This is a genomic window from Lutimaribacter degradans (assembly GCF_023703375.1).
GTDB lineage: Bacteria > Pseudomonadota > Alphaproteobacteria > Rhodobacterales > Rhodobacteraceae > Lutimaribacter > Lutimaribacter degradans.
Map to the genome: position 1 here is coordinate 114,961 of NZ_JAMQGO010000001.1, position 22,148 is coordinate 137,108.

The following is a 22,148-nucleotide window of genomic DNA, read 5'->3' on the forward strand; positions in this document are numbered from 1 at the left end:
ACGAGGGAAACGCGATGGCGCACGAAAAGAACCATGATTACCACATTCTGGCCCCATCCCTGTGGCCGTTTCTTGGATCCGTTGCAGCGTTTGTTATGCTGTTCGGCGGTGTCATTTGGATGCATGACAGCGGGCCTTGGGTGTTCCTGATCGGCTTTGTCGGCGTGCTTTACGTCATGTTCGGCTGGTGGGCCGACGTCGTTGCCGAAAGCCAGGTGGGCGACCACACGCCGGTGGTGCAGATCGGGCTTCGCTATGGCTTTATCCTGTTCATCATGTCCGAGGTGATGTTCTTTGCCGCCTGGTTCTGGAGCTTCTTCAAGCACGCCATGTACCCGATGAGCCCGCAAAGCCCTGCGGTTGACGGGCAATGGCCGCCTGCGGGCATCGAAACCTTTGATCCATGGCACCTTCCGCTGATCAACACGCTGATCCTGCTGTGCTCGGGCGCGGCGGTTACTTGGGCACACCATGCTCTGGTACATGAGAACAACCGCGAAGACGTGAAATGGGGCCTGATCATCGGTGTCGCCCTCGGTGTGATCTTTACCGGTTTCCAGGCTTACGAATATACCCATGCCGCCTTCGGCTTTGGTGGCAACATCTATGGCGCCAACTTCTTCATGGCCACCGGCTTTCACGGCTTCCACGTGATCATCGGCACCATCTTCCTGTTTGTATGCCTTCTGCGCCTGATGCGCGGGCATTTCACACCGGAAAAGCACGTCGGCTTCGAGGCCGCGGCCTGGTACTGGCACTTCGTTGACGTGGTGTGGCTGTTCCTGTTTGCAGCCGTCTATGTATGGGGCGGCTAAGGCCAGCGCCTTTGCGGTTGAAATCCACCGCGTAAACCGACAAAAGCAAGGCGCGCCGGTGATGGCGCGCCTTGTTCCTTTCCAAGCCCTGCGTGAAAGACCCTGCAATGCAGCGTATCCTTGTTCCGCTGATTTTCGGTCTGGCCGGTGTCGCCGTGCTGGTCTGGCTGGGCGTCTGGCAGATGGACCGCCTGGCGTGGAAACAGGGTGTTCTGGCCGATATCGAGGCGCGGATCGCCGCCGACCCCGTGGCGCTGCCCGACACGCCCGACCCGACGCAGGATCGGTATTTGCCGGTTCAGGTCACCGGAAGCCTGGATGCGGCCGCCCCCTTGCGCGTGCTGGTCAGCCAGAAACAGGTCGGTGCGGGCTACCGTTTGATTTCTGCGCTTGAGACCGGGCAGGGCCGCGTTTTGCTGGATCGCGGCTTCATACCCGTGGCGGACGATGTGCCCCCCGTGCCCGGTGGCCCGGTGACGGTGATCGGAAACGTGCACTGGCCGGATGATCGCAACGACTCGACCCCCGAAAACGACGTGAGCGGAAACACCTGGTTCGCGCGCGACATCGACCAGATGGCACAAGTGCTGAACACGCGGCCGCTGCTGGTGGTGGCGCGCAGCCTTTCGCCGGCGGAACAGGGCGTGACGCCCTTGCCGCTCGACAGCAGCGGTATTCCCAACGATCATCTTGAATACGCGATAACCTGGTTTTCGCTGGCCGCCATATGGGCCACGATGACCGGCTTTTTCCTGTGGCGCAATCGGCGCCCGACCTCACAGGCGGACAGTTGATGAAATACGTATCCACACGCGGCCAGGCGCCCGAGCTGTCATTCGAAGAGGCGATGTTGACGGGCCTTGCGCGCGACGGTGGCCTTTACGTGCCTGCCGAAGTGCCGGTTATGGCGGCCGAAGATATCGTCGCGCTTGCAGGGCAAAGCTATGAAGAGGTGGCGTTTCGCGTGATGCGCCCCTTTCTTGGCGACACGTTCACCGATGACGAGTTTCGCGACATCATCGCCCGCGCGTATTCGGGTTTCGGCCACGCCGCCCGCGCGCCGCTGGTGCAGCTTGACCAGGGGCATTTCCTGCTGGAATTGTTCCACGGTCCCACGCTGGCGTTCAAGGATTTCGCCATGCAATTGATCGGACAGTTGTTCGAGGCGGCGTTGAAACGTTCGGGGCAGCGGGTGACGATCGTGGGCGCCACCAGCGGCGACACCGGCAGCGCCGCGATCGAGGCATTCAAGGGGCTGGATGCGGTTGATGTGTTCATCCTTTTCCCGCATGGCCGCGTGTCCGAGGTGCAGCGCCGCCAGATGACCACCCCGTCGGAATCCAACGTGCACGCGCTGGCCATCGACGGCCATTTCGACGACGCGCAGGCCCGCGTGAAAGACATGTTCAACGATTTCGAATTTCGCGATGGCGTGCGGCTGGCCGGGGTGAACTCGATCAACTGGGCGCGGGTGCTGGCGCAGGTTGTATATTACTTCACCTCGGCGGTGGCGCTTGGCGCGCCGCATCGCAAGGTGTCATTCACCGTGCCCACGGGGAATTTCGGTGATATTTTCGCGGGCTATATTGCCAAGCGCATGGGCCTGCCCATCGACCGGCTGGTGGTGGCCACCAACCAGAACGACATTCTACACCGCTGCCTCAGTGCGGGCGATTACACGCCCGACGGGGTGATCCCCTCGATCAGCCCCTCTATGGATATCCAGGTCAGCAGCAATTTCGAACGCGCCTTGTTCGATGCCTACGGGCGTGAGGGCGGTGCGGTGGCCCAGTTGATGGACGAGTTGAAGTCGGGAGGGTTCCACGTCAGCCAGGGGGCGCTTGAAACGCTGCGCGCGCATTTCGAAAGCGGCCGCTGCGACGAGGATGAAACCCGCGCCACGATCAAGCGTTTGCGCGCCACCACAGGCGAATTGCTGTGCCCGCACACCGCCGTTGGCGTGAAGGTGGCCGAAGAGCACATTCGCCCCGACGTGCCGATGATCACGCTGGCCACGGCGCATCCCGCGAAATTTCCCGACGCGGTGGAAGAGGCGGCCGGGATTCGCCCGCCATTGCCCCCGCGCATGGCCGACCTTTACGAGCGGGACGAGCGCGTGACACCCGTGGCCAATGACCTGGCGGCTATCGAAACCCTGATAAAGGAGCGTTTGTCCAAGTGAGTGTCCAGATCGAAACCCTGCCCAACGGCTTTCGCGTCGTGACCGAACGGATACCCGGCCTGCAATCGGCGGCCATCGGTGTCTGGGTGCTGACCGGTGCCCGCAACGAACGCCCCGAGCAGAACGGCATCGCGCATTTCCTGGAACACATGGCGTTCAAGGGCACCGAAACGCGCAGCGCGTTGCAGATCGCCGAGGCGATCGAGGATGTGGGCGGCTACATCAATGCCTATACCTCGCGCGAGGCGACGGCCTATTACGCCCGTGTTCTGGGGGCGGATGTGCCGCTGGCCTTGGATGTGATCGCCGATATCCTGCGCAACTCCGCGCTGGACCCGCGCGAGATCGAGATGGAGCGCGGCGTGATCTTGCAAGAGATCGGCCAGGCGCTCGATACGCCCGACGACATCATTTTCGACTGGTTGCAGGAACGCGCCTATCCCGAACAGCCCTTGGGCCGGTCCATCCTGGGCCCGGCCGAACGCGTGCGCGGTTTTTCCCGCGAAGACCTGGCCGGTTTCGTGACCGAGCATTACGGGCCGGGCAACATGGTGTTGTCGGCTGCCGGTGACGTGGATCACGACCAGATCGTTGATCTTGCGCGGGCCACCTTTGGTGACCTCGCGCCGCGCGGGGCGCCGCAGGCGCTGCCCGCCCATTTCGACGGCGGCGATCTGCGCGTGGAAAAGACGCTGGAGCAGGCCCATCTTGCGCTGGCATTCGAGGCGCCGGCAGTGACCGATCCGGGCATCTACACCGCGCAGATCCTGGGCTCGGCCCTGGGAGGCGGCATGTCGAGCCGCCTGTTCCAGGAGATCCGTGAAAAGCGTGGCCTGTGCTACACCATTTTCGCGCATGCCGGGGCCTATTCGGATTCGGGGATGATGACGGTCTATGCCGGCACGTCGGGCGATGATCTTCCGGCGCTGGTCAATCTGACCCTGGACGAGATGAAGCGCGCCGCCGACAGCCTGAGCGAGGCCGAACTGGAGCGTGCCCGCGCCCAGATGAAAGCCGGTCTGCTGATGGGGTTGGAAAGCCCGTCGGCCCGCGCCGAGCGGATGGCGCGCATGATCCAGATACGGGGCCGCGTGCCCGACCTAGCCGAGGTGGTGGCGCATATCGACGCGGTCACCTTGCCCGATTTGCGCGCCATGGCGGGCCACATGGCCAGCACCGCGCCCATGGCCGTGGCCCTTTACGGCCCCGTGGGCCAGGCGCCCGACTGGGATGCGCTGGCGGCGCGACGGGCGGCCTGATGCTGTTTACACGCAGGAAAGTGCGGATCGAGACCGAGCGCATGACCCTGCGTGCCCCACAGCATGGCGATTTCCGCGACTGGACGAGCTTGCGCCGCGAAAGCAGGGATTTCCTGGCCCGGTGGGAACCCACATGGGCCGAGGACCATCTGACGCGCAAAGGCTTTACCAACCGGGTTTACTGGGCGCAGCGGGCAATCGCCAGCGGTTCGGCCTTGCCCTTGTTCCTGGTCCGGCGCGACGACCAGGCGCTTTTGGGCGCTATCACGCTGGACAACATCCGGCGCGGGCCCGCGCAGGCCGGGACATTGGGCTATTGGATAGGCGAGGCTTTTGCGCGGAACGGCTACATGCGCGAAGCGATCGAGGCCACGGTTCACCACGCGTTCCACCACATGGGATTGAGCCGGATCGAAGCTGCCTGCCTGCCCGAGAACACCGCCTCGCGCGGGGTGCTGGAAAAATGCGGCTTCAAATACGAGGGCGTGGCCCAATCCTATTTGCAGATCGACGGTCGCTGGCGGACGCATGTGCTCTATTCCGCGCTGCGGGCCGACCGGCGAGGACGAACCGATATCGGCTGATCTTGGTGCAGGCACAACTGTCAGCGCCGGGGCGTCCCGCCTGATTTTTAGGCCGGCGCGGGTGCCAAGCCCCCGATCACGCGGCTGTGATCCTCGCCCGTGGCGGGAATCGGACTATCCTTTCTCCACGAAAGGGAGGTATGCCGATGATCCGAATTTTCCTGGCCCTTGTCCTGGCCGTAACCGCACATGGTGCCGCGGCGCAGGATCGGCGCATGTCGCATTGTATCGCAATTGCCGACGCAGCCCCCGGCATCGAATACCTGCACAAGGCCAGCTTTGCCGATCCGGTGCCGGATTTCTCGAGCCGGATCACCTATATCGCCCATGCCTCGTTCCTGATCCAGACGCCGGGTGGGCTGAACGTGGTGACCGATTACACTGGCTTCATCGGCAATGTTGACCTGACCCCCGACGTGGTGACGATGAACCATGCCCATTCCACGCATTGGACGGCCAACCCCGACCCCGCGATCCCGCATGTGCTGCGGGGCTGGGGCGATGAACTCGGGCAGGGGGTCGAGCATCGGCTGGACCTGGGCGAGATGTATATCCGCAACGTGCCCACGGATATCCGCAGTTTCGGCGGGGTCGAGGAAAGGGGAAATTCGATTTTCGTTTTCGAGGTCGAGGGGCTGTGCATCGGGCATCTGGGCCATCTGCACCACGAACCCGAAGAGGCACAGTATGCCGCGCTAGGCCGGCTCGACGTGGTGATGGCGGCGGTTGATGGCGGCATGACGCTGGATTTGCCCACCATGCTGAAGGTGCTCAAAAGGCTGAAGTCCTCGGTCGTGATCCCGATGCACTGGTTCCAGGATTTCACCCTCCAAGCGTTCCTTGAGGGAATGGCGGGCGATTTCGACATCGTCAATGACGGCGCACATTCGCTGACGGTTTCGTTGCGTGACTTGCCTTCGCGCCCAACGGTGGTGGTGTTGCGCCCCAACTACCTGCGCGCATCGGCGGATTGAGTGTTGCCGGGGCATTGCCGCCGCGCGCCTAGTGACGTCGCCCGCGTTTATCTGGCTAGATGAAGCTGGTGGGCTTGTCGTCCTTCCGGTGCTGTGCCTATCTGGCGGCCCAAGCGAGGGAGTGACGATGCTGAAAGACGCTGACACCGGATTCATCGATCATTTGCGCGGGCTGTTGCCTGATCGCACGGTGCGCGCGGTCGAACCACGATACCTGGAAGAGCCGCGTGGACGTTGGCCCGGCCAGGCCGGGGCGGTTGTCGCGCCAGCCTCGGTTGACGAGGTGTCAATGGTGCTGCGCGCCTGTAACGATGCCGGGGTGGCCGTGGTGCCTTATGGCGGCGGCACCGGTTTGGTCGGCGGGCAGGTGGCCCAGGCGGGCCCGGTGCCCGTGCTGCTATCGCTGGAGCGGATGACAAAGATCCGCGCGGTGCACCCCGAGGAAAACGTGATCGAGGTCGAGGCCGGCACCATCCTGCAGGATGTGCACACGGCGGCCGAAGCGGTCGATCGTCTTTATCCGCTGTCGATCGCGTCCAAGGGCTCGGCCCGGATTGGCGGCTTGCTGGCCACGAATGCCGGGGGCGTGAACGTGTTGCGCTACGGCAATGCGCGTGACCTGTGCCTGGGGCTGGAGGTCGTGCTGGCCGACGGGCGGATATGGAACGGCCTGAGCAGGCTGCGCAAGGACAACACCGGCTATGACCTGCGCAACCTGATGATCGGGTCGGAGGGCACGCTGGGCGTGATCACCGCGGCAAGCCTGAAGCTGGCGCCAAGGCCGGCGGGCGAGGGCACGGCATTGATGGTGGTCGAAAGCCCCGCGGCCGCGCTATCGCTGCTGGCACTGGCACGGGACCGGATGGGAGAGGGCATCAGCGCGTTCGAATTGATGCACCGGATGGGGCTGGATTTCCTGGCCGAGACGTTGCCCGACATCCGTCAGCCCTTTGGCGCACCGCCCGAATGGTTTGTCCTTGTCGATGTTGGCCTGGCCGCGGGGCTGGACCCGGCCGAAGCGTTGGAGGCGCTTTTCGCCGACGCGTTCGAACGCGGGTTGGTCAGCGATGGTGTGATCGCACAATCACAGGCGCAGCGACACGAGATGTGGGAGCTGCGCGAGCAGATACCCGAGGCGAACCGGCGCGTGGGCTCGATTTCAAGCCACGATATCAGCTTGCCGATGGGACGTGTGGCGGAGTTCATTGAAAAGGGCGGCCCGGCGCTGGGGCGGTTGGGCACGTTTCGCATCAATTGCTTTGGTCACCTGGGCGACGGTAACCTGCATTACAACGTGTTTCCGCCCAAGGGGCGCAGCAAGAACGAGTTTCAGAACCTGCGCGATGAAATAAAAACATGCGTGCATGACCTGGTGAACGCAATGGGCGGTTCGGTCAGTGCCGAGCACGGGATTGGGCGTTTGAAAGTGGACGACCTGGAACGCTATGGCGACCCCGTCAAGCTGGAGATCATGCGGGGGATCAAGGCGCAGTTCGACCCGCGTGGCATCCTGAACCCCGGCGCGGTTCTGCGGGCGGCGGATTAAAGCCCCTCGAACGCGCAAAGCGCATGCACGTCCATGCCCAATGCCTCGATCCGTTCGCGCCCGCCCAGGTCGGGCAGGTCGATCACGAAGGCGCAGCCGATGATCTGGCCGCCTAGTCGCTCGATCAGCTTGATCCCGGCTTCGGCGGTGCCGCCCGTGGCCAGCAGGTCATCGACCAGCAGCACGGTCTCGCCGGCGGTGATGGCATCGTCGTGCAGTTCCACGACAGCCTCGCCATATTCAAGCGTATATTCCTCGGAGATCACGGCGCCGGGCAGCTTGCCCTTTTTGCGCACCGGCACGAAGCCGCAGCCCAGTTGATGTGCCACCGCACCGCCCAGGATAAAGCCCCGCGCTTCAAGCCCCACGACCTTGTCGATACGCTGGCCGGCATAGGGGTGCAGCATCTGGTCGACGGCCATGCGAAACCCGCGCGGGTCGGCAAAAAGCGTGGTGACATCGCGAAACAGGATTCCCTCATGCGGGAAATCGACGATGGTGCGGATGTAATCCTTAACGGTTTTTTGCGTATTCATGGCCTTCCCCGGTGTTGCGCGCCGTCCGGTTTGGCGCATCCCCGTGGCTGGTGCAAGGGGGCATGGCCGCGCGGACGCACGGTGCCGCAAGGGCAGGCGGGCCGGCATGACTGCCGGTCTGTTTTCCCTTTCATCAGGCTACGAGCCATGAAGGCGGGTGCTTGGACCGGTGTTGTTTTGTCTTTTCTTTCTCGGCACGAATGGCTATTCCTGACATTGGCAGCGCATATATTATGTATATACCTTTAATATACATTTTCAGATGAGGCATGGATGTGAGCGCCAGGAAAACCGACAAAGACACCAAGAAGGCCAAGAACAAGGACAGCCAGCTGATCTTGCGGCTGGACAAGGCCGAACGCGATGCTTTCGTCGAGCTGTGCAAGGAAATGGATACCTCGGCCGCGCGGGAGATCCGCGGTTTCATCCGAAAATTCCTGAAAAAGAACGGTTGAAAGGTCAGGCCACGCGCCGCAGGCTGGCGGTCAAAACCCCCATGCCGATCAGCGCCACCCCGCCCATGCGGGTCAGCCATGTCACCACGCGGGGGCGTGCTATCACCCGCCTCAGCCGGTCGGCGGCCAAGGCATAGGCCAGCGCGTTGATCGCAGCCAGGGCGACAAAGGTAGCGATCAGGATGCCGAATTGCGGAATCAGCGGTGCGCCCGGATCGACGAATTGCGGCACGAAGGCGATGAAGAAGGCGATGGATTTGGGGTTGAGCGCGGTGACAATCGCGGTTTGCCGGAACACCACGCCAGAAGCCACCGGCGCAGTGTCCTGCACGCCAAGCCCCTTGCCCGACGCGCTGCGCAGCAAATGCCAGCCCATCCAGACAAGGTAAGCCGCGCCGACCCATTTCAGCACGGTAAACATCGTGGCCGAGGCCAGTATCAGCGCCCCCAGCCCGGCCAGTGATGCGCTCATCGCAAGGAAATCGCCCAGGGCTACGCCCGTTGCACTGGCCACCGCCACGCTGCGCCCCTGGCTGAGCGCGTAACTGAGCACCAACAGGACCGTGGGGCCGGGAATCAGCAACAACGCGGTCGCGGCGGCAACGAAGGCAAGCCAAAGATCGAGCGGCATCAGGGGCGTCCTCGTGGCGGGTAGTGGCGGCGCAGGACCATGATATCCTGTGGGCCGAGCTGTTTGCTGGCGTTTCTGTCTTCGGAAAAGATCGACAGCCCATCATAGGCAGAATTGCGGATATCGGTCATGAAGCCAAGGGCCTGCGTGACTTCCTCCAGCATGGCAGATTCGTACTGGGCGATGGGAAGGTTGGTGGAAAACACGATCGTCGCGCGGGTGATGTGGCGGGTTTCTGTATCCCACCAGATGCGCACGGTGGCGCCGCGAATGGTGGCGCCGTCGATGCCCTCGATCCCGCTGTTCTCGATCGGTGCGCTGCCATCGGTATCCAGCAGGTAGATACGGATATCGGCAATCTCGGGCTCATCGGTCTGCACCAGGCGAAAACCGGCGCCCGCATCGTTTAGATATTGCAGCGCCCGGATCAGCGCCGCGCGGGCGCGCATCTGCTTGCCACCCAGGAACGCGCGGTCGATCCGCGTCAGTGCTACGCGCAGGGGCGAGCGGGTTTGCCAGCGCAGCTCGGGCTTTGTGCAGGGCCTGTCCGGGGCGGCGCCGCAGGCGACGAGGCGATAGAAATCGTCGTCGTTCAGCCGGCCCTCGGTCTGCACGAATTCGGTGGCCTGCGCCGGCAACGCATGCATCAGCATGATTAGCGCCACAGCCCGGATCACGACAGAACCCGGCCCGCCACCGCGTCAAGCCGCGCCAGCAAGGCGCGGTCGCGCTTGTCCGGGGCGGTGATCATGGCGGTATCCAGCGCCCGGTCGCAGCCATGCGGGCAGGGTGGGCGGCCAGGGGCCAGCCGCTCGGGCAGTTGGGTGATGGTCTGGCGGGCTTTCCCCGCATTGCCCGATAGCGTTCGGATGATATCGGAAACCGCGACCGCATCGTGATCAGGGTGCCAGCAATCGTAATCGGTGACCATCGCGACCGAGGCATAGCAAAGCTCGGCCTCGCGGGCCAGTTTGGCCTCGGGCATGTTGGTCATGCCGATCACGTCGGCGCCCCAGTGGTCGCGATACATGTTGGATTCGGCAAGGGTGGAAAACTGCGGCCCTTCCATCGCCAGGTAGGTGCCCCCGCGATGCACGCGCGCGCCTGCCGCCTCGGCCGCGTCGGCTACGGTGGTGGCCAGCGTGCGGCAGGTGGGGTGGGCCAGGCTGACATGCGCCACGCAGCCGGGGCCAAAAAACGATTTGTCGCGCGCGAACGTGCGGTCAATGAACTGATCGACAATCACGAAATCGCCCGGCGCCATTTCATCGCGGAACGAACCGCAGGCAGACATGCTGATCACATCTGTCGCCCCCAGCCGTTTGAGCGCGTCGATATTGGCGCGATAAGGAACCGAGGACGGGTCAAGCACATGACCCCTACCATGGCGCGGCAGAAAGGCCAGTCGCAACCCCAGCAGCGTGCCCGTCAATATGGCATCCGAGGGGGTCCCCCAGGGCGTTTTCACGGTGACCCACTCGACCCCTTCCAGCCCGTCGATCTCATACAGGCCCGACCCGCCGATGATGGCGACCATGCGTTCCGTCATTCTATCATGCCCCTTGTGCTGCGCCTGTGGCACATGTTCGAACGTCCCGCGCCGCCGCGCAAGGGGCGAGGCGAGCGATGACGCCCGATGGTGCGGCGATCAGTCGTCTGGGCGCGCAAGGGTGAACAGATCGGTGATCACCGAATAGTCGCGATAGCCCAGCCGGGTCAGCGGCTGAAAACTGGTGACATCGAACATTCCGTCTTTCAGGCAATCGTCGCGCATGTAAACGCCCGTGACCTCGCCCAGCACCAGGAAATTCGCGGCCCCCCGCAGTTGCACGATGTCGACCATTTCACATTCCAGCGCAGCGGGCACGCCGTCCACGCGGGCGCAGGCGATGGTTTCGCACTCTACGCGATTCAGGCCGGCATGGTCGAATTCGGATTGGTCGGCCGGGATGGTCGCGCTTGAGGCGTTCATCGCGTCGCGCATCGCGTATTCCACGATGTTCACGCAGAACACGCCGGTTTCGCGGATATTGGTCACGCTGTCCTTGGTACCGGGGCGGTCATCCTTGGCCCCGGTTGACGAAAACATGACCTGTGGCGGCACGTAGGCGGTGGCGTTGAAAAAGGAATAGGGTGCAAGATTGTCGACCCCGTCCTGCCCGCGCGACGAGATCCAGCCGATGGGCCGGGGCGTGACGATGGCGTTGAAAGGGTTGTGTGGCAAGCCGTGGCCGTCTTTTGGTTGATAAAACATTCCTGTCCCCTCGTGCTCGTGTTTGTGCCAGACCTAGCGCCATGCTAGGGGCCTTTCCAGCGAATTCAGGGGGTGGGCGCGGTGGTCGAACTGGCGCAGGAACACGATGACGACTGGTGGGAGGTCGAGGCGCTTTACGACCTGTGTTTTGCGCCCGGCCGCGAGGCGTTGTCGAGCTATCGTTTGCGCGATGGTGTGCCGCCTGTGCCCGAACTGTCATTGGTCGCGCGCGATGCGGACGGTGTTCTGGCCGGCGCCATCAGGTTCTGGCCGGTTCTGGTGGGCGGGCGTCGCGCCTTGCTGCTGGGGCCCGTGGCGGTTCACCCGACGCGGCAGGGCGAAGGGCTTGGCGGCTTGCTGATCCGCGACAGCCTGGAGCGCGCGCAGGCGCTGGGCTGGGACAGGGTGATGCTGGTTGGCGATGCGCCCTATTACGCCCGGTTCGGATTCGTGCGGCTCGACGGGGTCGAAATGCCACCACCCACCAACCCCGACCGGGTGCTTGGCCGTGCCCTGTGCGATGGCGCATGGAAGGGCGTGACCGGCCGTGTGACACGTCCGACTTGAACCTGGCGCCCGCATGGCCAATCTATGCAGGGTAGCACGGGGAACCCATGGATATCGAAGTCATCGAACAGACACCCATCGACCTGGACGCGGAAATGCGCGCCCTTGCCCGGCGCTATGCCGCGGCGGGCGGTGTGGGTATACAGGTTTTGAACCTTATCGGCGGGCAGGCCGAAAGCCTGCTGGACCGGCTGCCAAAAGGCGTGCGCGACAACCTGGACGGCACGACCGAGCGCGCGCTGCGGGTGGCCATGCGCGCGGCGCACAGTTCGCGCGGGGTGGTGGCCGATCAGCCGGGTTGGCTGAACACGGCTGTTACCACGACGATGGGGGCGGCTGGTGGTTTCGGCGGGCTGCCCTCGGCCATGGCCGAACTGCCGGTAACGGTCACGGTGCTGTTGCGTGCGATCCAGGGCGTTGCGGCTGAACACGGTTTCGATCCGGGGGCCGAGAACGTGCAGTTCGATTGCATCCGCGTGCTGGCCAGCGCCGGGCCGCTGGACGAGGATGACGGAAGCGACCTGGCCTTTATCGGCACGCGCCTGACCCTGACCGGTGCCACGCTGAACGGGTTGATTGCGCGTGTGGCGCCGCGGTTGGCTACGGTTTTGGGGCAGAAACTGGCCGCGCAAACCGTGCCATTGCTTGGCGCGGTGGCCGGTGCGGCGACAAATTATGCCTATACCAGCTATTACCAGGAAATGGCCCACGTGCATTTCCGCCTGCGCCGCCTTGCGATCGAGGCTGACCGCCCGCATCCCGAGCTGCTGGCGGACCTGCGCCAGCGCGTACGCCCCGCGGTGACGCGCAAGTAAGCCCCGTGTTGCGAAAGCGGCCCTGCCGTCGGCCGACGCAGCGCGCGAATGGCTGCTTGGCTGTTTCGGCCCACACCCGACCCGCACGGGCGGGCTATTCTGCCATCACCGCGTCAGTTGCAGCCCCTTTAGGCATGCGCATCAGCCCCCGTTGCGCAGATGCTCCATCACCGCGCCGCGCACCGACATGTCACCACGGTCGCGCGCGTCATGGATCACCCCGCGCAATGCATCGAGGTTGACCCGGCGCAGCACGCTTTTAACCGGCCCGATGGACGCGGGGCGCATCGACAGGGTGGGCATGCCGATGGCTGCAAGGCAGGCTGCCTCAACCGGGCGGCCAGCATCTTCGCCACAGAAACTGAGCGCGGTGTTCGAGGCCGCGCAGCGCGCCACGATCTGTTCCAGGAAGGTCAGGAACGACACGTTCAGCGAGTCATAGCGGCGGCGCACGCGCTCGTTCTCGCGGTCGGCGGCAAAGAAGAACTGTTTCAGGTCATTGCCCCCGATCGACAGGAAGTCGACCATTTCAAAGAACTTGTCGGGGGCGAAGGCCAGGCTGGGCGTTTCCAGCATGGCGCCAACCTCGATATGCTCGGGGATGGCGTGGCCCAGTATGCGCTCGCGCGCCAAGGCCTTGTCCATCTCGGCGCGGGCGGCGGTGAACTCCTCGTACTGCGCAACGAAAGGGAACATGACCGACAGCGGTCGTCCGTTGGCCGCACGCAACAACGCCTGAAGCTGCATCCGCAACACGCCGGGCTTGTCGAGCCCGACCCGGATCGCGCGCCACCCCAGCGCGGGGTTCGGCTCGTCATTTGGTTTCATGTAGGGCAAGACCTTGTCCGACCCGATATCGAGCGTGCGAAAGACGACGCGCTTGCCATTCGCGGCTTCGAGAACGCGGGAATACAGGGCCGCCAGTTCGCTACGGCGCGGCATCTGGTTGCGCACCAGGAATTGCAACTCGGTGCGAAACAGGCCGACGCCCTCGGCACCCGATCCGTCAAGGCTGGGCAGGTCGGCCATGAGCCCGGCGTTCATTTGCAGGCTGATCGTCTTGCCGCACAGCGTGGTGGCCGGCTTGTCGCGGATCGAGGCATAGCGTTCCTGCGCCTTGGCCTGCATCGCGATCTTGTCGCGAAAGGCCGCCACCACGGTTTCGTCGGGGCGCAGGTGCACCACGCCCTGGTCGCCATCGACCATGATGTGATCGCCGTTCAGCGCCTCGGTGGTGATGCGCTCGGCGTGAATGACCAGCGGAATCGCCAGGGCACGCGCCACGATGGCGGCATGGCTGCCGACCGATCCCTCTTCCAGGACGATACCTTTCAGGCTGCGGCCATAATCCAGTAGTTCGGCAGGGCCGATATTGCGCGCGATCAGGATCGGGTCGGGGGGCATTTCCGCGCCAGTCTGCGCGCCCTGGCCGGTCAGGATACGCAGCAGCCGGTTGGAAAGGTCATCCAGGTCGTGCAGGCGCCCGCGCAGGTAGGGGTCGGAAATCACGGCCATCCGAGCGCGGGCGGTGGATTGTTCCTTTTCCACGGCCGCCTCGGCTGAAAGGCCCCGGCCGATATCCTCTTCCATGCGGCGCAACCAGCCCTTGGAATTGGCGAACATCCGGTAGGCTTCCAGCACCTCCATCTGTTCCTTGTCCCCGCTGGGAGCCCCGGCCAGCATTTCATCGACGCGCACCCGCAGGTCGTCGACCGCCTCGCGCAGGCGGGTCAGTTCCTTTTCAGGGTCTTCGGCAACGGGGTTCGTGATCACCACGCGTGGCTCGTGCAGCCAGACATGCCCTTGCGCCGCGCCTTCCTGGCCGGTCGTGCCTCGGAACATCACGGCCTGCTGGTGGCGCGCCTTGAGCGCCGCGCCTTCGCCGACAAAAACGCCCAGCTCGGTCATTTCGGCCAGCACCATCGCCACGACTTCGAGGGCATAGACCTCGTCCGAGGAGAACAGCCGTGCCTCTTTCGATTGCACAACCAGCACGCCCAGCTTCTCGCCCAGTCGCTGCACCGGGATTCCGAGGAACGAAGAATAGATCTCTTCGCCCGTTTCCGGCATGTAGCGAAAGCCCTTTTCCTTTGGGGCATCGGCCGAGTTGATGATCTTGCCGGTGCGCGCGACACGGCCGACCAGCCCCTCGCCAAGGCGCATCCGGGTTTCGTGAACCGCCTGCGGGTTCAGCCCCTCGGTCGCGCAGAGTTCCAGCGTTTCTTCGTCGCGAAACAGGTAGACCGAGCACACCTCGGTGCCCATCGAATCCGCGATCAGATGGGTGATCTTGTCCAGCCGCTCTTGTCCCGCGGCCTCTTCGGCCATGGTGTCGCGCAACCGGCGCAGCAGTTTGCGGCTTTCGGTTTCCGTTTGCTCGGGCATTGTCGCGCCGCTGTCCCCCAGAGTGTTGGCCGGTTTTTCCCGACCGCCCTTTTAGAGCACAGGACGCGCGGAATTTGAACGGGTTTCTTGACGGGTGGGTTGCATTGTGGCGGCAACATGCCCTTTTTCCGCGCAGGTTCGCCGGCTAGCGGCCTGCGCGGCGCGGATGGTCAGGCTTTTTCCAGCTCGAACGCGTCGTGCAGGGCTTGCACGGCCAGTTCCATGTACTTGCGGTCGATCAGGACAGAAATCTTGATTTCCGAGGTGGCGATCACCTTGATGTTGATGCCTTCGTCGCGCAGCGTCTGGAACATCTTGGCCGCCACGCCCGATTGGCTGCGCATCCCGATGCCAACGGCGCTGACCTTGGCGACCTCGGTATCGGCGACCAGGTCGTGATAGTTTATCTCTCCCCGGGCCTTGGCTTCGCTCAGGGCCTTTTCGGCGCGTTTCACCTGGTCTATCGGGCACGAAAAGGTCATGTCGGTGCGACCTTCCTCGGCGATGTTCTGGATGATCATGTCCACGTTCACGCCGGCCTCGGCCAGCGGGCCGAAAATGGACGCGGCGATACCGGGGCGGTCGGCAACGCTGACCAGGGTCATCTTGGCCTCGTCGCGGCTGTAGGCGATACCAGATACGGGGCGGTTTTCCATCACTTCCTCCTCATCGCAAACGAGCGTGCCCGCCTCGTCTGATTGTTCCTCGAAACTGCTCAGCACGCGCAGCTTGACGTTATAGCGCATCGCCAATTCGACTGAGCGGGTTTGCAGTACCTTGGCGCCCAGGCTGGCCAGTTCCAACATTTCCTCGAACGCGATCTTTTCAAGTTTTCGGGCCTTGTTGCTGACGCGCGGATCGGTCGTATAGACCCCGTCGACATCGGTGTAGATGTCGCAGCGTTCGGCGCCGAACGCCGCGGCAAAAGCAACTGCCGTGGTGTCGCTGCCGCCTCGTCCCAGCGTGGTGATACGGCCTTCGGGGCTGACACCCTGGAATCCTGCAACCACGGCCACGCGCATGCCCTCGGCGAATTTCGAGGAAATGTTGTCGGTGGGGATTTCCTCGATCCTGGCAGCGGAGTGGGCGCTGTTGGTGCTCACCGGCACCTGCCAGCCCTGCCAACTGCGTGCGGGCACGTCCATTTCCTGCAAGGTCAGCGCCATCAGGCCGGCGGTCACATTCTCGCCCGAGCTGACGATGGCGTCGTATTCGCGTGCGTCATAAAGTGGCGAAGTTTCGCCGACAAAGCCCACCAGCTTGTTCGTTTCCCCCGCCATGGCCGAGACGATGACGATCACGTCATATCCCTTGGCCACTTCGACGCCCACGCGCTTGGCCGCGCGCTTGATGCGATCAAGCGTTGCGACGGACGTTCCGCCGAATTTCATAACGAGAATGGGCATGTCTTCTCCCGTCGATCAGGTTTCGCGGGGTTTAGGCGCAGTTGGGCCAAAGGGCAAGGTATCTCGCACGGCGCGACGGGCGCGATCAGGCGTCATGCCCTTCATCGCGGGCTGAATCGCGGGCAACCTCCAACTGGCTCAATGCGGCCTCCAGGTCTTTCTCCAGTTCACGGGCTCGGGCGACATATGCCTCGTTCTGTGAGGCGGGAATATCCTTTCGCCACAGCTTGGCCAGTTCGCGCACGCTTTCGCGGTCATGGCGGTAGAACAGGCGCTCGGCCTCGGCGGCCTCGTATTCGGTCAGGCCCACCTGCTCCAGCACGTAGCGGCCTGCACGCAGGCTGCTGTCGAACATCTCGCGCACGATGTCGTTGGCTCCCGCCTGATACAGCTCGAACACGTGGTTGCGGTCATGCGCGCGGGCGACGATGTGCAGGTCGGGCCGTTCGCGCCGCGCATAGGCCACCAACTGGTTGGTGGCCGTTGGATCATCCAGCCCCGCCACCAGAACCCGCGCTTGCGCCAGGCCCGCCGCATGAAGCAGCTCGGGGCGGGTCGGATCGCCGAAAAAGCCCTTGAAGCCGAATTTGCGCATAAGCTGTATGGTTTCCATGTCATGATCCAGCACGACCGTCTTGTACCCCGAGGATTGCACAAGCCGGTTCACGATCTGCCCGAACCGTCCGATACCGGCGATGATCACCGGGCCTGTCTCGTCGATCTCGTCGGCCGAGCGGGTGGGGTGCTCGTCTGCCATGTGCCTGGACAGCCATTCGTAAATGATGAACAGCAGCGGGGTGATCAGCATCGACAGCGCCACGATCAGCAGCAGCCGATCTGCAAGATCGCGCGGCAGGACCGATTGTTGCACCGAGAACGACAGCAGAACGAAGCCGAATTCGCCTGCCTGCGCCAGCCCGAGCGTAAACAGCCACTGATCGCGCCCCTTCAGCTTGAACACGCGGCCCAACCCGTAAAGGATCACGCCTTTCACCAGGATCAGCCCCAGTGTCAGCCCGATCAGGGTCAGGGGGGCTGTCCAAAGCACGCGGAAATTGATGCCGGCGCCCACGGTGATGAAAAACAGACCCAGCAAAAGCCCCTTGAAGGGTTCGATATCGCTTTCCAACTCGTGGCGGAACTCGCTGTTGGCCAGAACCACCCCGGCCAGGAATGCACCAAGTGCCGGCGACAGGCCCACCATCTGCATCAAGAAGGCGATGCCCAGGACGATCAGCAATGCCAGCGCGGTATACATCTCGCGCAGGCGGGCATGATGGATGAAGGCAAAGATCGGGCGCGTCAGGTAAATGCCCGCCAGTATGATGGCGGCAACCACACCCAGCGTGACCAGCGTCACGCCCCAGCCGGGCAGCCCTTCGACCAGGCTCATCGCCTGGTGATGCGCGTCGCCGGCATTCTCGAGTTCGCTCGACCGCATCACGTTGCCCTGCGGCGACAGCTGCGGTGCCGAGGGTATCGCCAGCAGCGGCAATACCGCCAGCATCGGGATAACCGCGATATCCTGTGTCAGTAGAACCGAAAAGGTGGCGCGCCCGCCGACGGTCTGGACGAGGCCCTTTTCCGACAGGGTTTGCAATACGATCGCGGTTGACGACAGCGCCACGGTCATCCCAATGGCCAGCGCCACGGACCAGTAGAACCCCAACGCCATCGCGCCGGCCATCACCGCCAGGGTGGTCAGCGTGATTTGCAGCCCGCCCAGCCCGATCAGCCGGTTGCGCATGTCCCACAGCGTGCGCGGCTCAAGTTCAAGCCCGATGATGAACAGCATCATCACCACGCCGAACTCGGCGAAATGCTGTACGTCCTGGTTGTCCTGTCCGATCAAGCCCAGAATCGGGCCGATCACGATGCCAGCCATCAGGTAGCCCAGGACCGATCCAAGCCCCAGCCGCGCCGCCAGCGGCACGGCGATGACCGCCGCCATCAGGTAAATCGAGGCCTGGAACAGAAACTCTTGCACTATGCTGACTCCTTCGGGGTGGCACGTCGGGCCGGGAACAGGGTTGCGGACAAGGCGAAGGCCCTTGGCGGGGCAGCCTAAATGGCGCGGCGACAGATGCGGCGCGGTGCCTTCATACTGCGTATCGACCGCGAAACCATTATGAAATCAATGATGGTGCGCTGCAATCAGGTGGTGTTGCCCGCCTGTCAGGCAGGGCGACCCTTCTGCTGCGATCTGGCGGGCCATCCGTGCCGGTCAACCCCTTGGCATCGTCAGCGTGACCGAGCGGCCGCCCTTGGTATAGCGCAGCTCGCTTTCGCCGATGGCCTGCACGCGGCCGCCATCCAGCCGATCGCCTACCTGAACCTTCTGGTAGCGTCCGTTGGACAGCCTGATCAGGGCGCGGCGACTTGACGGTTTGCCATAGACGCCGATCAGGTTCACTCGGTTCATGCGCATCGCGTTGCGCACGGTTGCCGCGCGCGAGACATCTGCCGTGGATGGTACCGGGGGCGCCACCGTGCGCGGCGCCACGGCGGCGGCTGTCTGCACTGGTTCGGGTTGATCTTGTTCCGTGCGGCGCACGACCCGTTCGAAATTGCCCGGGCGGGGGCGCGGTTTCAGCGATTGCGCCACCGCCTGCGCGGTTGCGGTTTCGTCTGTTTCTTCCTCGGCCTTCTCGACCTCGGGGCGCAGGCGCGGGCGTATTTCGCCCAGTTCGGCACGGGTCAGGCCGCCCAGGTTGCTTCGCTCGTTCTGCTGCACCAGGTCGTCCGGGCGGGCGCGGGGCCGGAAAGCGGCCAGCCGTGCCTGTTCGGCGGCGGCCAGCGCGGGCGCCGTATCGACACGCTGCGGCAGGCTTGGTGGCAGAATTGGCGGGCGGCCGGCGATAACCACCACGCCATCGGGCGTCAAAGCGCCCTCCGGGGTGGCACGCACAAGCCCGCGGTCATCCATGTCGAACGCGGTGCCCCGCGCCACGGGCGAGGCCTGTTCCTCTGGCGCCTGGTCGCTTTGCAGGGCCGACAGCGGGGGCAGGGCCACGGCATCGCCCATGTTCACGTCCGGGTCGATGGACGCGGTGTAGACATCGTCCAACTGACTGAAGCCCGGCGTTTCCGGTTGTTTCGGCGCCATGAGCCAGATGCCGGTGGCCGCATAGCGTACGGCGGCCTCTTCGGGGGTCAGGTCGTCCGGCACCGCCGGGTCCGGCAGCGCCTGCGGCAAGTCCGAGGATAGGTCGTCGGACAGAATATCGGGCCCGAGCGCGGCCACGTCCTCGCCTGCGGCCTCGTCGCCCTCGACCATTGCCGGATCGAGCGGCGCGGTGTCCCCCTCAGGTTCAAGGTCTTCCGGGCCGAGCGCGGTTTCCATCTCGGCCACAGGCGCGCCGAACAAGCGCGACAACCGGCTATCCTCGGAAAAGATCGAGGCCCAGGCCGCGACACCCGCCAGGAACAACAGCAAGATCGCCGTCAATACCAGGCCCAGGTAACGCGGTTTGCCGCCAACCTTTTGCGTGCTGCGGGCGGGTTTGGCCGGTTTGCGCGCCCCGAATATCGTCATGCGCTGGCGTTCGGCCTCGGGGTCGGGGCCGATGGCCGGCTGCGCAAGCACCGGGCTGATGCTCTCACCTTCTGCGAGCGGTGTTGTCGGTGCCGGGTCAAGCTTGGCCGGGCTCGGCGCCGGTGGCTTGGGCGCCTGCCGCGGGCCACGGTCGCGGCGCGACAGGAACGAGCCAAACCCGGCACCGACCGATTTGCCCTGCCGCGCCCGGGGCGGGGAAGGCGCACGGTCTTCGGGAACTGCACCCGAGGGGTTTCCGGTCACGGCCGGGGCCCTTGCCGGCTCGCCCTGGTCGTCGATGTCGATCACCGGGGCCGTGGTGCCAACCTTGGGTGGCGCCGGCGGAACGTCGCGAGCGGCCCGGATCGAGGCAAAGGCCGGCGGTGCAGGCGGCGTGTCAGAGGGCGCGGCAAGAGCATCGGGCGCGTCATCGGCATCGTCGGGGGCGCCGCTCACGTCCGGGCTGGCATCCGCCGAGGGGGCCGCCTCGCCGTCACCTGTGGAACCCGTGTTGACGCGCGGTGCATCGGATTCAAGTAATTCATCCGCTTGGGTGGGCGGCTCATCGGCAGGCGTCTCGGCCTCCGGCGCATCGGTTGACGGGGGCGGCTGTGTGTCATCTGCCGCTTTGCCTGCCCGATCATCCGGCGCCGGAACTTCAGGCTGTTCGGTGTCGCCTGACGCGGTCGCCGCGGGCGTTTGCGCCCCGTCCGCCGAGGTATCCCTGGTTGCGTCCATTTCCCGACTGGCAGGCGCTTCCACTTCTGCCATTGCCTTGTCGGGCCCTTGCGATTCGACGGTTCCGATCACGTGGATCGGCTGCATGTCGCGCGACAGGCTGTCTGTTGCCGAAAGCCATGACGCCGAGGAGGGCGCCACGCCGAAGAAGGGTTCGCCGGAGAACGTGCCGCTTTCGGGAATGGCGACAAAGCTGACAGGGCGGAACGCGTGTTCGAGTGCGAAAGCCTCGGCCTCGTCCAGGGTTTCCTGGGCAACCGCGGCAACGTGGGTCTGCGTGCCGTCGCGCACCCAGTCATACGACAGTTCGCTCACGGCATAGGGCGTCGCACCGTCCAGCGCGGCGGCCACGCGCGCGGGCAGCTCCTCATCGTCGACATCGCCGGTGTCGATCGTCAGAAAGCGAATCTGCTCATTGGGAATCACCAGCTTGGTGCGCAGCCCCTCGGGCTCGAGCGCATGCGCTGTCTTGCGCAGACGTTCCAGCGCCGCGCCCAGGTCGGGCACATCCAGCGCCACGTCCCCCGCAACCAGCCAACCCGCCGGCGCGCGATGCAGCAGGCGGATGCCGTTGAACGAGAGAATGAGGGCGAAATTCGGTTTCATCGCCGCGCGTTTATCATCCCTTGCAGTTTTGGGGGAGTCCCCCGGCGCGTTCCCGTAACCTATAGCAGCTTATTGCCTAGGGGAAGATGGCGCGATGTATTCCCTTGTTGCGTGTAGGCCGCGGTGCGACGATGCGCAAACGTGACAGACCGAAGGAAAGAAAAAAAATGAAAAACCTGATTCTGGCCGCAGCCCTGATCATGGCCGCCGTCCCCGCGCTGGCCCAAGACACGGCCCGCATCATGACGGTGACGGGCAATGGCGTGACTACGCAGGCGCCGGACATGATGATAGTCATGGTGGGGGTCGAATCCCGCAAGAAGACCGCGCAAGAGGCGATGGCCGAAACCTCGGCCGCGATGACGCGCCTGCAAGAACGGTTGCAAGCCGAGGGGGTCGCGCCGCGCGACATTCAGACCACGCAGGTTTCGCTTGATGCGGTGTATGACAACCAGCCCGACCGCCAGCGGACATTGGCCGGGTTCAGCGCCTCGAACACCGTGACCGTGCGGGTGCGCGAGCTGGCCAAGGCCGGTTCGATCCTCGGGGCACTGGTGGAAGACGGGGCCAACCGCATCGGGCGTGTATCTTTCGCCCTGCAAGACAGCACCAAGGCGATGGATGACGCCCGCCGTGACGCGGTGTCCGATGCCCGCCGCAAGGCCACGCTTCTGGCCGAGGCCGCGGGCGTGCAGCTTGGCGCCTTGCGCGATATCCGCGAAGTGGGCGGCGGCAACCCCGATCCGATGCCGATGGCGCGTATGGCCGCCGAGTCGGTTGTGCCGCTGGCCGAGGGCGAGTTGACGCTGAACGCCGCGGTCACGTTGGTCTACGAGATCGAGTGAAGAAAGAAAAAAAGG

At 64.3% G+C, this 22,148-nt stretch carries 20 protein-coding genes; 11 read left to right on the forward strand and 9 right to left on the reverse strand.

Annotated features, from left to right (window positions below; translation table 11 throughout):
- Positions 1–14 precede the first annotated feature (14 nt).
- From M8744_RS00590 to M8744_RS00620, 7 genes are all read left to right on the forward strand, one after another.
- Positions 15–815 carry a cytochrome c oxidase subunit 3 gene (locus M8744_RS00590; RefSeq protein ID WP_251407800.1) on the forward strand — a complete coding sequence of 267 codons (801 nt, stop codon included), beginning with the start codon at positions 15–17 and terminating at the stop codon, positions 813–815.
- A 107-nt stretch (positions 816–922) separates the two neighbouring features.
- Positions 923–1,609 carry an SURF1 family protein gene (locus M8744_RS00595; protein ID WP_251407803.1) on the forward strand — a complete coding sequence of 229 codons (687 nt, stop codon included), beginning with the start codon at positions 923–925 and terminating at the stop codon, positions 1,607–1,609.
- Positions 1,609–2,997, forward strand: coding sequence for a threonine synthase (gene thrC, locus M8744_RS00600; protein ID WP_251407806.1), 1,389 nt, complete (start codon positions 1,609–1,611; stop codon positions 2,995–2,997). Before M8744_RS00595 ends, thrC begins: the two co-directional genes overlap by 1 nt.
- Positions 2,994–4,256, forward strand: a complete 1,263-nt coding sequence (locus M8744_RS00605) for a M16 family metallopeptidase (RefSeq protein WP_251407809.1) — start codon at positions 2,994–2,996, stop codon at positions 4,254–4,256. Before thrC ends, M8744_RS00605 begins: the two co-directional genes overlap by 4 nt.
- Positions 4,256–4,840, forward strand: coding sequence for a GNAT family N-acetyltransferase (locus M8744_RS00610; RefSeq protein WP_251407812.1), 585 nt, complete (start codon positions 4,256–4,258; stop codon positions 4,838–4,840). Before M8744_RS00605 ends, M8744_RS00610 begins: the two co-directional genes overlap by 1 nt.
- Positions 4,841–4,986: 146 nt before the next feature.
- Positions 4,987–5,814 (forward strand): MBL fold metallo-hydrolase, encoded by an 828-nt coding sequence (locus M8744_RS00615; RefSeq protein WP_251407815.1) that lies wholly within the window; start codon positions 4,987–4,989, stop codon positions 5,812–5,814.
- Between the two features lie 127 nt (positions 5,815–5,941).
- Positions 5,942–7,360 (forward strand): FAD-binding oxidoreductase, encoded by a 1,419-nt coding sequence (locus tag M8744_RS00620; protein WP_251407818.1) that lies wholly within the window; start codon positions 5,942–5,944, stop codon positions 7,358–7,360.
- Here the strand turns inward: M8744_RS00620 and M8744_RS00625 are convergent.
- Entirely contained in the window at positions 7,357–7,896 is a 540-nt protein-coding gene (locus M8744_RS00625) for an adenine phosphoribosyltransferase (protein WP_251407821.1), read from the reverse strand. The genes M8744_RS00620 and M8744_RS00625 overlap by 4 nt on opposite strands.
- Before the next feature lie 275 nt (positions 7,897–8,171).
- On the opposite strand from M8744_RS00625, the gene M8744_RS00630 reads away from it, so the two are divergent.
- Positions 8,172–8,351: a hypothetical protein gene (locus tag M8744_RS00630; protein ID WP_251407824.1), complete on the forward strand. Its 180-nt coding sequence runs from the start codon at positions 8,172–8,174 to the stop codon at positions 8,349–8,351.
- Between the two features lie 4 nt (positions 8,352–8,355).
- Here M8744_RS00630 and M8744_RS00635 read toward each other — a convergent pair whose 3' ends face one another.
- The 4 genes from M8744_RS00635 to M8744_RS00650 all read right to left on the reverse strand — a co-directional run bounded on the left by M8744_RS00635 (position 8,356) and on the right by M8744_RS00650 (position 11,236).
- Positions 8,356–8,982 carry a LysE family translocator gene (locus M8744_RS00635; protein ID WP_251407827.1) on the reverse strand — a complete coding sequence of 209 codons (627 nt, stop codon included), beginning with the start codon at positions 8,980–8,982 and terminating at the stop codon, positions 8,356–8,358.
- The gene (locus M8744_RS00640) at positions 8,982–9,635 is read right to left on the reverse strand and encodes a DUF2927 domain-containing protein (protein ID WP_251407830.1); all 654 of its coding nucleotides are present in this window, start codon (positions 9,633–9,635) and stop codon (positions 8,982–8,984) included. The genes M8744_RS00635 and M8744_RS00640 overlap by 1 nt, the downstream gene beginning before the upstream one ends.
- Positions 9,636–9,655: 20 nt before the next feature.
- Entirely contained in the window at positions 9,656–10,531 is an 876-nt protein-coding gene (locus M8744_RS00645) for an S-methyl-5'-thioadenosine phosphorylase (RefSeq protein ID WP_251407833.1), read from the reverse strand.
- A gap of 99 nt (positions 10,532–10,630) precedes the next feature.
- Positions 10,631–11,236, reverse strand: a complete 606-nt coding sequence (locus M8744_RS00650) for a flavin reductase family protein (RefSeq protein ID WP_251407836.1) — start codon at positions 11,234–11,236, stop codon at positions 10,631–10,633.
- Between the two features lie 81 nt (positions 11,237–11,317).
- Here M8744_RS00650 and M8744_RS00655 point away from each other — a divergent pair, with 81 nt between their 5' ends.
- Both M8744_RS00655 and M8744_RS00660 read left to right on the forward strand, forming a co-directional pair.
- On the forward strand, positions 11,318–11,803 hold the full coding sequence (locus M8744_RS00655) for a GNAT family N-acetyltransferase (RefSeq protein ID WP_251407839.1): 486 nt from the start codon (positions 11,318–11,320) through the stop codon (positions 11,801–11,803).
- A 47-nt stretch (positions 11,804–11,850) separates the two neighbouring features.
- Entirely contained in the window at positions 11,851–12,618 is a 768-nt protein-coding gene (locus M8744_RS00660; protein WP_251407842.1) for an EcsC family protein, read from the forward strand.
- Between the two features lie 141 nt (positions 12,619–12,759).
- On the opposite strand, the gene ptsP is transcribed toward M8744_RS00660, so the two are convergent.
- From ptsP to M8744_RS00680, 4 genes are all read right to left on the reverse strand, one after another.
- Positions 12,760–15,003: a phosphoenolpyruvate--protein phosphotransferase gene (gene ptsP / locus M8744_RS00665; protein WP_251407845.1), complete on the reverse strand. Its 2,244-nt coding sequence runs from the start codon at positions 15,001–15,003 to the stop codon at positions 12,760–12,762.
- Between the two features lie 170 nt (positions 15,004–15,173).
- Positions 15,174–16,409 carry an aspartate kinase gene (locus tag M8744_RS00670; protein WP_251407848.1) on the reverse strand — a complete coding sequence of 412 codons (1,236 nt, stop codon included), beginning with the start codon at positions 16,407–16,409 and terminating at the stop codon, positions 15,174–15,176.
- A gap of 85 nt (positions 16,410–16,494) precedes the next feature.
- Positions 16,495–18,396, reverse strand: coding sequence for a monovalent cation:proton antiporter-2 (CPA2) family protein (locus M8744_RS00675; RefSeq protein WP_251407851.1), 1,902 nt, complete (start codon positions 18,394–18,396; stop codon positions 16,495–16,497).
- Between the two features lie 237 nt (positions 18,397–18,633).
- Positions 18,634–21,288, reverse strand: a complete 2,655-nt coding sequence (locus tag M8744_RS00680; protein ID WP_251407854.1) for a hypothetical protein — start codon at positions 21,286–21,288, stop codon at positions 18,634–18,636.
- A 167-nt stretch (positions 21,289–21,455) separates the two neighbouring features.
- Between M8744_RS00680 and M8744_RS00685 the strand changes: the two genes are divergently transcribed.
- Positions 21,456–22,133 (forward strand): SIMPL domain-containing protein, encoded by a 678-nt coding sequence (locus tag M8744_RS00685; RefSeq protein ID WP_251407857.1) that lies wholly within the window; start codon positions 21,456–21,458, stop codon positions 22,131–22,133.
- The last annotated feature ends 15 nt before the right edge of the window (positions 22,134–22,148 follow it).